General features: G+C 38.7%; 12 protein-coding genes. 2 read left to right on the top strand and 10 right to left on the bottom strand.

All coding sequences use genetic code 11. From position 1 onward, the window contains the following. Positions 1–110: 110 nt before the first annotated feature. From IPU53_RS12930 to IPU53_RS12955, 6 genes are all read right to left on the bottom strand, one after another. Positions 111–1,226 carry a Ger(x)C family spore germination protein gene (locus IPU53_RS12930; RefSeq protein ID WP_207451298.1) on the bottom strand — a complete coding sequence of 372 codons (1,116 nt, stop codon included), beginning with the start codon at positions 1,224–1,226 and terminating at the stop codon, positions 111–113. Continuing rightward, complete coding sequence (locus IPU53_RS12935; protein WP_207451300.1) at positions 1,223–2,323, bottom strand: GerAB/ArcD/ProY family transporter; 1,101 nt, start codon at positions 2,321–2,323, stop codon at positions 1,223–1,225. Before IPU53_RS12935 ends, IPU53_RS12930 begins: the two co-directional genes overlap by 4 nt. Beyond that, positions 2,320–3,681: a spore germination protein gene (locus tag IPU53_RS12940; RefSeq protein WP_207451302.1), complete on the bottom strand. Its 1,362-nt coding sequence runs from the start codon at positions 3,679–3,681 to the stop codon at positions 2,320–2,322. The genes IPU53_RS12935 and IPU53_RS12940 overlap by 4 nt, the downstream gene beginning before the upstream one ends. Before the next feature lie 627 nt (positions 3,682–4,308). Then, positions 4,309–4,998, bottom strand: coding sequence for a Crp/Fnr family transcriptional regulator (locus IPU53_RS12945; RefSeq protein WP_242698270.1), 690 nt, complete (start codon positions 4,996–4,998; stop codon positions 4,309–4,311). Continuing rightward, on the bottom strand, positions 4,985–6,889 hold the full coding sequence (locus IPU53_RS12950; RefSeq protein ID WP_396019950.1) for a heavy metal translocating P-type ATPase: 1,905 nt from the start codon (positions 6,887–6,889) through the stop codon (positions 4,985–4,987). Before IPU53_RS12950 ends, IPU53_RS12945 begins: the two co-directional genes overlap by 14 nt. 36 nt (positions 6,890–6,925) lie before the next feature. Then, positions 6,926–7,144, bottom strand: a complete 219-nt coding sequence (locus tag IPU53_RS12955; protein WP_207451307.1) for a heavy-metal-associated domain-containing protein — start codon at positions 7,142–7,144, stop codon at positions 6,926–6,928. Between the two features lie 345 nt (positions 7,145–7,489). Between IPU53_RS12955 and IPU53_RS12960 the strand changes: the two genes are divergently transcribed. Together IPU53_RS12960 and IPU53_RS12965 are read left to right on the top strand one after the other, a co-directional pair. Continuing rightward, on the top strand, positions 7,490–9,415 hold the full coding sequence (locus tag IPU53_RS12960; RefSeq protein ID WP_242698271.1) for an LTA synthase family protein: 1,926 nt from the start codon (positions 7,490–7,492) through the stop codon (positions 9,413–9,415). A gap of 153 nt (positions 9,416–9,568) precedes the next feature. Continuing rightward, positions 9,569–10,450 (top strand): helix-turn-helix transcriptional regulator, encoded by an 882-nt coding sequence (locus tag IPU53_RS12965; protein WP_207451308.1) that lies wholly within the window; start codon positions 9,569–9,571, stop codon positions 10,448–10,450. A gap of 210 nt (positions 10,451–10,660) precedes the next feature. Here the strand turns inward: IPU53_RS12965 and IPU53_RS12970 are convergent, their stop codons facing one another. From IPU53_RS12970 to pxpB, 4 genes are all read right to left on the bottom strand, one after another. Beyond that, on the bottom strand, positions 10,661–12,076 hold the full coding sequence (locus IPU53_RS12970) for a LysM peptidoglycan-binding domain-containing protein (protein WP_207451310.1): 1,416 nt from the start codon (positions 12,074–12,076) through the stop codon (positions 10,661–10,663). Positions 12,077–12,197: 121 nt separating this feature from the next. After that, positions 12,198–12,947, bottom strand: a complete 750-nt coding sequence (locus tag IPU53_RS12975; RefSeq protein ID WP_207451312.1) for a 5-oxoprolinase subunit PxpA — start codon at positions 12,945–12,947, stop codon at positions 12,198–12,200. 16 nt (positions 12,948–12,963) lie between these two features. Next, on the bottom strand, positions 12,964–13,932 hold the full coding sequence (locus IPU53_RS12980; protein WP_207451314.1) for a biotin-dependent carboxyltransferase family protein: 969 nt from the start codon (positions 13,930–13,932) through the stop codon (positions 12,964–12,966). Then, positions 13,917–14,621: a 5-oxoprolinase subunit PxpB gene (pxpB, locus tag IPU53_RS12985; protein WP_313886486.1), complete on the bottom strand. Its 705-nt coding sequence runs from the start codon at positions 14,619–14,621 to the stop codon at positions 13,917–13,919. The genes IPU53_RS12980 and pxpB overlap by 16 nt, the downstream gene beginning before the upstream one ends. Between the last annotated feature and the right edge of the window lie 7 nt (positions 14,622–14,628).

Raw genomic sequence — 14,628 nt, forward strand, 5'->3', positions numbered from 1 at the left:
TTGTGCAGTTCCTTGCCAGCTTTTTGATTTTGGCCAATCGAATGCACATATATGCATTGTGAGCCTGCAATAAGCGGTCAGGAGGACGATGGTATGCAAAGTGCACTTTCTTATTCAATCGTCCCCGTACTCTTGACAGCTGTTTTCACTCGAACATCAAATTTTACCTTTGGATATAGCTCTTTCCATTCTTCGTACGTATCACGATTATGGAGCCTTGTAGCACGATAACGCAGGCCAAATCCTAATGGATCAGCATCTTCTTCTTGGAGAAGCTTTAAAAAGCTGACGATATTTTTTTTAGCTGCTTTGCTTGCAAGATCACCGTAATGATCTAACTTTGAAGCTGATATTTCTTCAAAAGATTCTTCAACAATTCCTGTAAGTTTGACATTCATCTTGATGACAGGTATTTCCTTGGATGTATCAATTTTGTATTTTACCTTAATTGAATCAATTGCTACAAGAAAGTGAACATCCTCTTCTTTTACCCGAAGATCATATTTATTAATTCTATTTGTAAGTACATTAAAGGATTGTGTGTATTTGCTTGAAAGATGTAAATCGTTATGATTGTTTTTCAGTACAACTGACTTATTTACCTTTACTTTTGACTTTTCTTTGTTGGTCTGAATCACGGGTAAGATTGGATCAATTCCCGGTTCGGAAAATTCCCTTTTCATTTCAAATAGAAAGGTGGAGACCGTATAAGCACTTTCCACGCCATTTTTTGAAAAAAGATTTGTCAAAAGATTGGATGCTGCCATTTCGGAGACAGGCTCTGTTTTTAACACATCCTCAGCGGTTGGATTCCCAACAGCTACCCAGGAAATCATTTGAATATCTCTTCTCCTATAAAAAAAATCCATTACATCCTCGATATTGTGGTCTAATAACTCTTCTCCTAATAAAATAATTTTCCCATGACCGAAATCAGGCTCTTTATCAGCGTACGTTTTCAGAAAACGGATGGCTCCCGCTAAGCTAGAATCTTCCCTAGACAGATAGCCATATTTATTGCCTTCCGCTTCTTTGAGAGAGCCAGTAGGAATAGCTAATTTCAAAGTGATCTTATATGGTTTATCTTCTTTCCCTGTGTAATCAATCGCAATGCCTTGTACAAAAATTCTTTTATCAATATCCTTAAAGGCACAGCTCGAAAGGAGTGAAGTAAAAAATAGCATCGACAGAATCATCACCATATACTTTTTTAGAAGTCTTTTCATGCTGCCTTTGCCCTCCTTCGAATGAACCAAAAAAGAATAAACGTGAGTAAGAAAAAAGGGGGAAGACAATTGAAAAAGTAATTTGTGTAGACTAATAATGTGTATTCATTTAAATAGAATGTTAAAAACAAGGTGACGGCCCAAAAGATCCCAATAATAATAAAAGGTGTTAGGTTCGTTTTCTTCCATTTAAAATTTTCTAGCCAAAGAATGTTCTTACATAATTCTACGGCTACATGCCAGTGAATGAGAAGGCTAATAAAAGTTAGAGCTAGGAAAAACATAAAAAATAGAAAAAGCACTCTTTCAATCACACCAAATTTCATGCGAAGTGTATCGCTCGTTGTGATCGCAGGATAGACAAGATTTTCAATTTTTTCAAAGCCATTAAGTCCAATCGGAAGGATATAACTAGATATAACGATAATACCTCCTACAATTCCGATGAATAGCATCGACTTCCATGAAAGTTGGAATTTTATTTTCGGAAAGGCACGATTAAACACAATAAGATTGGCAATGCCTAGGAAGCAATACAAGGCTGCGGAAAAGCTACTATAGCTAGGCCAGTGATTACTATACATTACCGCAACTTTTACAAAGTCCCATATGAAATTTGGGCTACTGTATGCTTTGATAAATATAAAGGTTATTAAGGGAATAGAGAAAATAAGCACCGTTTCAATCGTATATAAAACGCTCTTTGTTTTCATTAATACACCATAAGAAATAAAAATCAAAAAAAGCGATGCAATGAATAGAAGCGACATATCGGGTGTTAAAAAACGTTTGATCATAAATGTAAAATTGATTAATGTGATCAATCCGGCTGCAAACCAATTTATGGCTAAAAGGCTTAAGACGGGAAGATAGAACCACTTAGAGAAATACTTCTTTAATAACTCGGAGAGGTCCTTTCCTTGAAAAAAATTAAAAAAGCCAATAAACAGATATACAGAAACCAAACCTACTGGAATGGCAAGCAGTAGAGAACTAAGAGTGCCGCTTGTCTTATGAATGAAAAAGATCCTAGGGACAGTTGAAATCATATTGGCCACCAAGTTAACGAAGATAAGATAATAATAATATCGATTCATGATGTTTTCCCGCTTGTTTCCTTTTCTTTCGCTTGAATAAACATTTTAAAATAAGGCTCCCCAAAACTACGTTTATTCGATAGAAGCATAATAAATCCTATAAAACTAAGCATTAAACCGGCCATTCCTCCAAAGGTCGCAAATAATAAAATAATGTATTTAGAAACCCGAATCGAAAAGCTCATTTCATTGATCGGGATAACAAAGGTTGAAATCGCCACAGCCGAGACAATAATAATCATAATATTAGAGGTAAGTGCAGCATCCGTGGCGGCTGTTCCTAAAATTAATCCACCAACGGTTGTCGCAGTGGCACTAACAGCCTTTGGTAAACGAATACTGGCTTCTGTTAGTAATTCCATAACGACTAACATAAACAGGACTTCTACATAAGAGGGGTAAGGCACACCTATCCGCGAGCCAGCGACGGATAAGGCTAGTTCCGCCCGAAACACCTCTGGGTTATACGAAGCAATAGCCACATACAATCCAGGAAAGATGATACAAGTAATAAGGCCAATATAGCGAAGGATCTCCGCAAACTTGGTTACCCAATAAGGATGATAATTATCTTCCATAGAGGTCATAAAATCGAAAAAAACAGCTGGCGCAAGGATAACTAATGAATCCCCATCAAGTAGAAGAATGATCTTCCCACCAGATAGATTGTAGGTAATACGATCTGTCCGCTCGGTCTGAAGCATGGTCGGGAGAAGGGAACGTTTTTTCACATTTAGAAAGCGAACCAGTTCAGCACTGGACAATATGACATCGCTGTTTAATTTTTTTAAGCCTTGTTTAATCAGTTTTAGAGTCTCAGGTTTGACTAAGTCTTTATCATAAATAACTGCTAATGATTGATGTGACTTCTTTCCAACTTCATGCATTTCGATGACTAAAGAGGGTTGATGATAGCGCTGGCGAATCAAATTCAGATTGGTATCGATGTCTTCACTTAGGGCGAGCTGTGGCCCCATAATGGTCGGTTCGATATTGCTTTCAAGCACGGTATCTGTACGTACGGTCTTAAAGTCGAAAAGTAAAATGTGCTCGTTAAGGAAAATAACGACACTTCCTTTTGTTAATTCAAGTTCGATTTGTTCTTTTGAGTCAATGGTTTGCTGGTTGGGAAGTGAGGTTAAATAAGCTTCTATTTGTTCCATAGAAGCCAACTCGAAAAAAGGCTTGATAACAATCTGTTGTAGACGATCATTATCTGTCACTGTTTTGATAAACAGTAAATCAATTTCCTTTTGTTCAATTTTTAATGATTTATGCGTAAAGTCAAAGGAATTTTTAAATGTTTGAATAAGCCAGTCTTTTGTAACGGGGGAAGGTGAAATTGGTTTTCTCGGCATTGCTGGAACCACCTCGTTTCTTTCGTTTTCTCTAAGGTAGTTTTGGCAAAACTGGATAATCTATGCGGAGATCTGAAAGGAAGAATAACGTATAAATAAATACATAATAATAGATCTCATACATAAAACCAAAATGCTTTTAAATATAAAGTGAAACTTCATTCAGTGGGGTTTTTTCATCCCCCACTGAATAGTAAGGATCAAAGGCTAAATTCGTAACATCCTGTTGGCAGACTCAAACGCGACGTCCTGTCACTTCGTCTGCACTAGTACATCCTATACGTCGCTACTCCCTTTGTGACCTGCGTCCTGCAGGCCTGGACCAATCGGGTATTTACTGGCAGTTGTCCCCTCGAATTCTTGAAGTAGGGGTCTTACTGCCAGTTAATTCGGGGTATCTATACCCAAGTGGAAATAGGTTGGATAGAATAGCCGTATCTTTAAACAATAAATTGGAAAAAGGAGATATAGAGGCAAATGACTAAAACATCCAACGATTAGTGTGGGCAAGAGGCTGGGACATAATTAAAATGCTAAGCTCTAACGGCGAACAATGCATACTTTAGGTCATTTTCTGGAATCAAACTTCCATGTTTCCAATTATCGTGGTCTTTTTTGGCAGTTCACCTAAATCTCCTCTAACGCCTGTGTGCTGTGAATATGGATTTTCCTTTGTCCTGTTTGTTCAATCCAACCTCGCCCTTGAAACTCAGCTAGTTTTCTACTGACGGTTTCTGGGGTTGTGCCAAGATAAGAGGCAAGATCCTTTTTAGCCATCGGGAGGGTGATGGTGCTCTCTTCTTGTCCTTCAACTAGTTCTAGTAAATAGGTGGCGATTCGTTTTTCTGTATCTTCAGATGTAAGCAGGCTTAGAAGTTTCTCTATGTTTTCTAAGCGATGGCTAAATTCTTCAAGGAGCTTTAAAGAGATGGCGGGATACTTCAATAAAAAGGCCTGTAAATCTGTTCGCTTCATAATACATATTTCGGTTTTTTCCATAGCGACAGCAAAATGGTCAAAAACAGATTCTTTAAATAAGGAGAGTTCGCCCATAACATCACCTGGCTCCAAAATGCGAATGAGTTGTTCTTTCCCAGAATCAGATAGAAGGTAAATTTTCACACGCCCTTGATGAACAATATATAAATGGGCGGGGTGGTTACTTGGACTATAAATGATTTCATTTCGATTGTATTGGGCATGTGTAGTTGTTTTGGCAATTTCAAGCATTTCATCCGACTTTAAATGGTTAAAAATGGGAACAAGGGAGACGCAGAGTTGCTGCATCTCCTTCGGGTAATGTTCATAATCTTTCAATTTGCATCTGCTCCTTGTTAGAAATAATCGTATGGCGCCTATTTTTATTATAACCTGTTAATCGAATCGCGTTCAGAATGACGATTAGGACACTTAATTCGTGAATCAGCATACCAGAAGCTAAATATACTCTTTGAAATAGAACGCCAATAAGCAGGAATAAAACAGTACTAACAGCGAGAAAGGTATTTTGCTTCATATTGCGAACAGTTGCTTTTGCTAAAGAATAGGCATGGACAAATGGATATAGTCGATTGGCCATTAGCACGATATCTGCCGTCTCCATTGAGACATCTGTCCCAGCATCTGCCATCGCAAGTCCTATATCGGCCTTAGCAATGGCAGGTGCATCATTAATCCCGTCCCCGACCATGGCAACGTGTAAACCTGTTTTTTGTAATTCAATAATTTTGGCGACCTTTTCTTCAGGAAGTAGTTCTGCCCATACATAATCGATCTTGAGTTCAGCAGCTACGCGTTCCGCAGTATGGCGGTTATCACCTGTGAGCATATAGACTTGTTCGATGCCCGCTCTTTTAAGCTGTTCAATCGTCTCTTTGGCATCATCTCGAATTTGATCTGCAATCGATATAATGCCTGCTATTTGGCCAGCAACTGCTACAAGAACTGCTGTGTTTCCTTGCATTTCCATTTTAGATGTATAGGCCTCCATATGCTTGGGGATTAAAATTCCATTTTCTTTCATTAAACGGCGATTTCCAATGACAATTTGTTGGCCAGAGATGAAAGCCTGAATCCCATGCCCTTTTATAATTGTAGCTTGGTCAGGTTTATTGGACAGAGGAAGCTTTCTTTGTTTTGCTTCTTGAACAATGGTTTGCCCGAGATGGTGCTCAGAAATGATTTCAACTTCTGCTACCATCTGTAAAAGTTTATCCTCATTCATCGTGAAAGTTTTTATAGCCGTTACTGTTGGCTTTCCCTTCGTTAAAGTTCCGGTCTTATCAAACACAAGGGTATTTACTTTTGCCAATTTCTCTACCGTTTCCCCGCCCTTCAACAAGACACCATGTTTTGCTCCATTGCCGATACCAGCCACAATTGAAACAGGTGCTGATATCACAAGAGCTCCTGGACAGGCAATAACAAGAAAAGTTAAAGTGAACTCGATGTTTCGGGTGAAGATCAAAACAAGAATGGATAATAGCACGATAGCAGGGGTATAAATATTGGCAAATTTTTCGAGAAACTTTTCTGTTTTCGTTTGAGATTCTTGGGCTTCTTCCACAAGTTCGATTATTTTAGAAAAGGTTGTATCATCTCCTATCTTCTCCGCGATTACTTCTATATAGCCATGGTCCAAGATCGTACCACTAAAAACCCTATCCTGAACTTGTTTGTGAACTGGAACGGATTCTCCTGTAATAGCGGACTCGTTGATGAAAGCTGTACCGGAAACTACAAAGCCATCGACCGCTACTTTCTCACCGGATTGGATAAAAACACGATCTCCTACTTTCAGTTCTTCAACGGGAAGAACTATTTGTTGATTGTGACGTAAGACAGTTGCGACTTGGGGGGATAGATCCATTAAGCTTTTCAAAGAGCCTCTTGTTCTCTCCAAAGTTTTTGCTTCAAGATAGGCACCAAATAAAAATAAGAAAGCAACTACAGCTGATTCCACATATTCGCCAATGAAAAGAGCGCCAATAACGGCAATGGATACGAGTAGCTCAATGCTAAATGCCTTCATTCTTAGTGATTGAACCGCCTTTATGCTAATCGGAATGCCAGCTATAAAGGTGCAGGTAATTAAAAGTATGTTTTGAAGTTGAGAAAGACCAAGTAGATGGGAAATAAATGCAAACAAAAGAAATAAACCTGTAATACCAGTTATCCGCGCCTTTATTTTGCCTGTCAATGAAATCACTCCTTTTGCCTATTCTGTGAGCAAGCATCCAACTTGTCATATTTTTGTTGTTAAAACAGGGTAGCCAAGTCTCTTTATCGTTTCTTCAAGATGCTTGGCCGTTGTGATCGTTTCGTCAAATATTGCTTTGACTTTACTAGAATGGAAAAGAACCTTTACTTCTATCACCCCCGCTTGCTTGTTTAAAGCTGTTTCAATTTTTTTGACACAGGATGGACATGAGAGAGTTTCCAACTGGAATTTGACAGTGGTCATGTCGACCGCCTCCTTTATTGTTTGTACTCTAATCTTAAACGGAATAAGAGGGAAGTTCCTTGACGTGCATCAAGATTGAAGAGTAAATAAGGAAAAAATGAAAATCAATTGTCATTTTGTGCTGAAAAATATTTAGGGTATGTCCACAAAAGCAGGTATGATGCATTTTTGACATATATAGCTTGATGGGAATAGGAATAGAAGGCTGGACATTTCTATAAAAAGAGTTATAATATCGTAGTCACTTTTTTTAGATAGAAAGATAGATAAATTTTGGCGTTTAACTGCAAACAACAAACCACGTAACCTATATGATTAGTAGTTTGTAAGAGAGGAGCGTTTAAGTTGAATCGGCTTAAAAAGTTCTCATTCAACATTCATAGTAAAAGTGTACAATTTTTTCTAATTGCGATTGTTCTATTTTGGATAAAAACATATGTGACGTATAGAATGGAATTTAATTTAGGAATTGATAATTCAGTTCAAAAGTTTTTATTATTTATCAATCCACTTAGTTCTGCTTTTTTATTTACCGGAGTTGCTTTATTATCTAAGAAACACTGGGGAAAGGCCATCATTGCGATTCAATTTGTCTTATCGTTTTGGCTGTACGCGAATGTGGTCTATTATCGTTTCTTTGATGACTTTATTACATGGCCAACGATCTTACAGTTGAAGGTAAACGGGGGACAAACTGAGAGTGCCTTATCATTAATGACGCCGCTTGATATCCTGTATTTTGCAGATACAATTATTTTGGCTTTATTGTTAGGATTTAAAGTCTTTCAATTAAAAGCTGTATCCACAAGAAAACTGGCAATCATTCCGATGCTAGTAGCAGTGGGAATTTTCATGTTTAATTTGTCTTTAGCAGAGGATGATCGTCCTGAGTTACTGACTCGGTCGTTTGACCGGAATTATCTTGTGAAATATTTGGGAACCTATAATTTCACTATTTATGATGGAATCCAAACAGCGCGATCTTCGATGCAACGGACTCTTGCTAGTAGTGATGATGTTACAGAAATCGAAAATAACTTAAAGGCCAATTTTGCGAAGCCTAATGAAGACTATTTTGGACAGGCGGAAGGGATGAACGTCATGTATATATCCCTAGAATCGTTGCAAACATTCATAATTGATTATGAATTGGATGGTCAAGAAGTTACACCATTTTTGAATTCATTAGCTCATGACGGGGAAACGTTCTATTTTGATAATTTCTTTCATCAAACAGGACAAGGAAAAACATCGGATGCTGAGTTTATGATGGAAACTTCCTTATTCCCGCTATCACAAGGATCAGTCTTTATTAATAGAGCGCAGAACACGTATCATGCAGCACCTGCCATTTTAAAATCAAAAGGTTATACTTCGGCTGCATTCCATGGAAACTATAAAACTTTCTGGAATCGAAATGAAGTTTATAAAACATTTGGATACGATCACTTTTTCGATGCTACGTATTATAATATGACACCAGAAAATGTGAAAAACTATGGTCTGAAGGATAAGCCATTCTTAGAGGAATCGATGCCGTTATTAGAATCCTTACCACAACCATTTTATTCGAAGTTTATATTGCTTTCGAACCATTTCCCATTTGCGATGGATGAAGGGGACACAGACTTTCCAGCAGGGGATTTTGGCGATAAAGTGGTTAATCAGTATTTTCAAGCAGCCAATTATATGGACCAAGCCCTGGAAGAATTCTTTGATCGTTTAAAAGAAGCAGGCTTGTATGATAATACGATTATTGTGATGTATGGTGACCATTATGGTATTTCGGAAAATCATAATAATGCGATGGAAAAAGTAACAGGCGAAGAAATCACACCATTTAAAAATGCCCAATTACAAAGGGTGCCTCTGTTTATTCATGCTCCTGGCGTGAAGGGTGGAGTTGTCGATAAATATAGTGGAGAGGTTGATGTTCAGCCAACGCTTCTTCATTTGTTAGGAGTTGATACTCGCAATTACTTGCATTTAGGAAATGATATTCTATCACCTGATTACAAGGAAATTGTGCCTTTCCGTAATGGAGACTTCGTTACAAATAATGTAACACAGGTAAATGGTGTTTGTTATGATAATGAGACGGGTGAGGAAATCGAAGATGAGCAATGCCTTGCAGATGATCAAATTGCTAAAGAAAAATTAGAGATTTCGGATCGAATTGTTACGAAAGATTTACTTCGTTTTTATCAACCAGAAGGCTTTGAGCCCATTGACCCGAAGGATTATCAATATACCAATGGAACGAAAGAATAGAGCAAAGCTCCCTCTCACTTGATGAGAGGGGGTTTTTTGATTTTTTTATAAAAGTCTTATGAGGTAGCTTTGTGGTGCGAAAGATATTAGAGCAATATATATCAAAAAAACGTATGGACTATTTGTTATCTTATCTTTAGGGAGGTTGATGCAATGAGCTACCAGCCAATCATTCAAAAATCTATTAAGTATATAGAAAATAATTTGCATGAAGACTTATCTTTAGAAAGTATTGCGCAGTTTGCCGGCTTTTCAAGGTATCATTTTCATCGTGTCTTTCAAAAAGAAACTGGTGTAACAATATCTGAATATGTTAGGTATCGAAGAATTGCCAATTCGGCAAGTATGCTTATTAATGCGGATGAAAAGATCATAGATATTGCCTTTTATTATCATTTTGAGACACAAGAATCATTTAGTCGATCTTTTAAAAAACATTATAAGCTACCGCCGGGACAGTATCGGAAAATTATGGGTCAATTAATGTTACAAAGGGAGGAAACTGTTTTGAAAAATGAACAACGCTTAAAAGGTTGGTTATTAAGTGGGAGTCATCCCGCTAATTATAGAATGGGAATTGATCGTAAAATTTTCCATAAAGGTAAGGGATCAGGATTCCTAAAATCTAGTACTGTACAATCAAATGATGAGTTTGCAACAATGATGCAACAATTTAAAGCAAATAAATATCTTGGCAAGAGAATAAAGCTTTCTGGCTTTTTGAAATCTCAGAGTATTGAAGGTTATTGTGGGTTTTGGTTAAGAGTGGATAATACAATTGGTGATGTCTTGCAGTTTGATAATATGAGTGACAGACCAATCATAGGTAGTACGGAATGGAATCACTATTATATTGTTTTGGATGTACCTCAGAACACTTCATTAATCTCTTTCGGAGTTCTACTGTCAGGAAAGGGACAAGTGTGGGTGGATGAATTTAAATTTGAAGAAGTTGATAAAAAAACACCAACAACAAATATTGATTTTACCAGTGATATCTTAGATGAACCTACAAATTTATCATTTGAAGAATAAAAGGAGTTGGGATTCTTGTCTACTTCAAAACAACAACTAGTGATTGGTGCTATAGTAGTGGTTACCATCATAGCAGGGAAGTATTTTCTGGGTCATTTAATTGTAAACTTTATTAGAAGCTTAATGAACTGAACCAATTTCGATTAAGGAATTATGATTGGGAAAGGGGAGGCAGATGGAGCTGAGATCCATCTGCCATTTTAAGCTGTTCTAGCGCTTTCTTATCGTAAAATTATCCTCCAGTAAGAGCCAATTTTGTGGAAACGGGTATCCAAGTACCCAATAGCTAATGCCTTGTAAATTGTATTGTTTCACTAAATCGAATTTTGCTTGAGCGCTGCGGGCATCCTCAAACCAAACTTCATGATCTCTGCCCTGTTCATCGGTATAACGGAAGAACGGCGACTGTGTCACGGTGTCATATTGGATAGCGGCTTGATGTGTTAAAGCACGTCTAAGCGCCTCTTGCATATCGAATGTTTCCGCTTCTTGTCCTTCTTTATGAGGGAGGAGCCAATCACGGGCATATAATTGAAAGCCCATAAAAATTTTATTTCTTGGAATAACTGTGACCGCATAGTCGATGACCTGCTTCATTTGATTGATAGGGGAAATCGCCTGGGGTGGTCCAAGACGATAGCCCCATTCATATGTCATTAAAATGATAAAATCGACAATTCTGCCTTGTGCTTCATAATCGTGCGCCTCATATAAAAGGCCTTTTTGTTCGGAACTTGTTTTCGGTGCTACTGCAGTGGAAACGAAAAATCCAAGTGGATGGAGGCGATCGACTGCCTTTCGTAAAAATTGATTATAAGCTTCTCGATCGCTTTGCCGTACATTTTCAAAGTCAACATTCAGTCCCTTATATCCTTTCTCTTGCATTACCTGCACAATGTGATCAAGTAATTTGTCCTGAAGTTGCGAGCTGGAAAGGATTTGATGGGCTAGCTCTGTGCCGGTTTCTGTAGAAGAAAAATTGGTAATACACATCATCGGGACGATCTGATTTTCAACTGCAGCTTGGATTATAGCCTGATCATTTAGCGTAGTTAGCGTTCCATCCTCTTTTATTGAGTACACAAAAGGGGCAATATAGGTGAGATATTGCGCTACCTCCCGCACTTCTTGGGCTCCTGTTTCTCCGGTATTCATTGTATAAGCATTAACATCAATGATTGGTTTTGGAAAAGGAATAATCAAAACAGACCCTGAAACAATTTGGTTAGGGTTTTGTATCTGATTGGTTTGGATTAGTGATTGAATATTTAGTTGATATTGTTGGGCAATCTGCCATAAGGTTTCCCCAGCTTGTACCACATGAGTACGCGGGGGGATTACAAGAATGGTTCCGATACTGAGCGAAGAAGGATGACTGCTTACCGTTGGGTTTGCCTGAAGGATGGCATTTAATTGAATGCCGTATCTTTGTGCAATTCCCCACAATGTTTCTCCTCCGCGTACTGTATGGTGAATAGCCGCAATCGGAATCACCAAGGCTTGGCCAATTAAAAGCTTGTTTGGATCAGGCAATTCATTTGCCGTTGCAATCAGTTGACCTTGACTTCCATATTGATTAGCAATCGTGTACAATGTCTCTCCTTTTCTTACTACATGAATAATCATAAACCCACTCCTAAATAGATCATATAATTATTCTATGCAAGCATTAAGAAAGGAAGAACAGCTTGTTTTTCATGCTGAAAAAATAAGAAGCTATGTCCGAAAATCGATCGGGAGCATAGATTTAGAGGATCTTAATGCCCTCTGCAGCGAATCGCTTATTCAACTCATATGCAAAGTGGAGGGCGGAAGGGCTGTCCCCATGTAGACAGATCGTATCCGCTTGGACAGAAATACTGCCACCTTCAATGGTCTCTACTTTTTGTTCCATAACTATACGGATTGCTTGATCGACTGCCTGTTCCACATTGTGGATAAGTGCGTTTGCTTGATTTCTTGGTGTCAGCGTTCCATTTCTTTGATAGGTTCGATCCGCAAATACTTCGCTTGCCGTCTGTATACCTATTTTTTCGCCAGCCCTAATTAACTCGCTTCCAGATAATCCGAATAAAATAAGTTCAGGCTGAAAGCGGTAGACCGCTTCTGCAATGGCTTCTGCTAATGTTGGATCAATGGCTGCCATATTATAAAGGGCGCCATGAGGTTTGACATGCCGAAGTTTCCCACCATGGGCGACAACAAATCCATGAAGAGCACCGATTTGGTAAAGGACAATCTCAAATACCTCTTGGGGAGAAACCTTCATCGTTCTTCTGCCAAATCCCTGCAGATCAGGAAGCCCGGGATGTGCTCCGATCGCAACATTATGCTCCAGCGCCAACTGAACAGTTTGATTCATCGTTGTGAAATCCCCAGCGTGTAGGCCACAGGCTATATTGGCGGAGGAGATATAAGGCATGATGTCTTCATCACACCCAATTCTATAGGCGCCAAAACCTTCTCCAATATCACAGTTTAAATCGATCTGCTTCATATGAAAGCCTCCTAAATTAAGACATCTCCTGCCATTTCATTCGGCAAGCAATTTTTACTTTTTCTAAAGTTTGATGTTGTTTATGTGTTTTTTGATACGCTTCTTGTAAGGTAATTTCTTGAAAGTAAAGTTTTTGCCCCGGTCGCATTTGGCTTAACCGTGGAAGATCACTTTGTATTACTTCACCGATTTTTGGGTAGCCACCTGTTGGTTGACGATCAGCCATTAAAATAATCGGCTGTCCACTTGGAGGGATTTGTATGCTCCCGAATGTTGTTGCTTCTGTGATTAACTCTCTAGACTCTTCCCATTCTAGAGCAGGGCCTGACAATCGATATCCCATTCGATTTGAATCAGGCTTTATTGTAAAAAAGCTAGATTCAAAGACTTGCAATGACTCTTTTTTAAACCAGTGATAGTGTCGCCCTCTTATAAAATGAATAGGTGAGCAATTTTTATTGATATAGTGGTTGTTTATATGATAAGGGAATCCCCAATCGGGCGCTAGGGAGGGTACTTCACTTTTGCTTGGAAGAATATCCCCCTCTTTTAAGGCCCTGCCATTCAATCCCCCTATCTTAGCTTTCAAATCCGTACTATAGCTATGTAGTACCTTTTGGAGGGGAAATCCTCCTTTTACAGCTAGATATGTTCTCATTCCAGTCTTAGCATAACCAAACGTTAAAATATCGCCTTTTTGAACGAAAACAGGCTTGCCTTGTGCCAGCTTCTTTCCATTTCTAGTTACGTCCATATTAGCGCCAAAAATAGCGAGAAATAGATCTTCCTGGATTTCAAGTGTTGGTCCATGAACAGTCATTTCTAAAACAGCTTCATTTTCGTGATTGTTAAGCAGGATATTCGCTATCCTTGCAGCCCATGGATCCATTGCTCCACAAACCGAAACCCCAAGACTTTGCCAACCATGTCTACCGAAATCCTGTATCGTCGTTTGCATACCTGGCTTGATCACGTAAAGAGACATGTCTTTCCCTCCAAAGCTTGAAATTCTTCATTACTGATAGCGATAAAGCGAATCGAATCTCCAGGCTGAAGCAGGGTAGGCGGATGATGGTCTTGATTGAAAAGTCGATAAGGTGTTCTACCAATAATTTGCCAGCCACCTGGAGAGGTTAAGGGATAGATGCCAGTTTGCTCACCTGCAATGCCAACAGAGCCGGCAGGGATTTCCGCTCGGGGAGTAGTTCGTCTAGGTACCGCTATTTTCGAGTCCATCCCACCAAGAAAGGGAAAGCCTGGTGAAAATCCTAAGAAATAGACAGGATAATGTTTGCTTGTATGAATTCGAATCACTTCTTGTTCAGATATCCCGTTTGATTTAGCTACAAATTGTAAATCTAGCGCATAGGGCTCTTCATAGCAAACGGGAATATCTTTGAGTTTTTTCACTTCCTGTGCTGTCGATAAAATGGGATTAAGTTGTAGAATGGATGATTTTAATGTTTCATAGGGAAAAGAAGAAATAGACCCTGAATAATAAAAAATAGTAAGTGTCGTATAAGCTGGAACAATATCCAAAACTCCGGGAAGATCTGCCACTTCAATTGCCTTCTTCCAACTGAGAATCTTCTGGTTCGTTTCCAGATTAATGGAATCTCCAAATTCCATGATTAAGGCGTCTTCACCCAGTGGGAAAAACCTTATTGCATCCACGCTTTTC

This window comes from Bacillus sp. SD088 (assembly GCF_017355205.1).
Classification (GTDB): domain Bacteria; phylum Bacillota; class Bacilli; order Bacillales; family Bacillaceae_C; genus Lederbergia.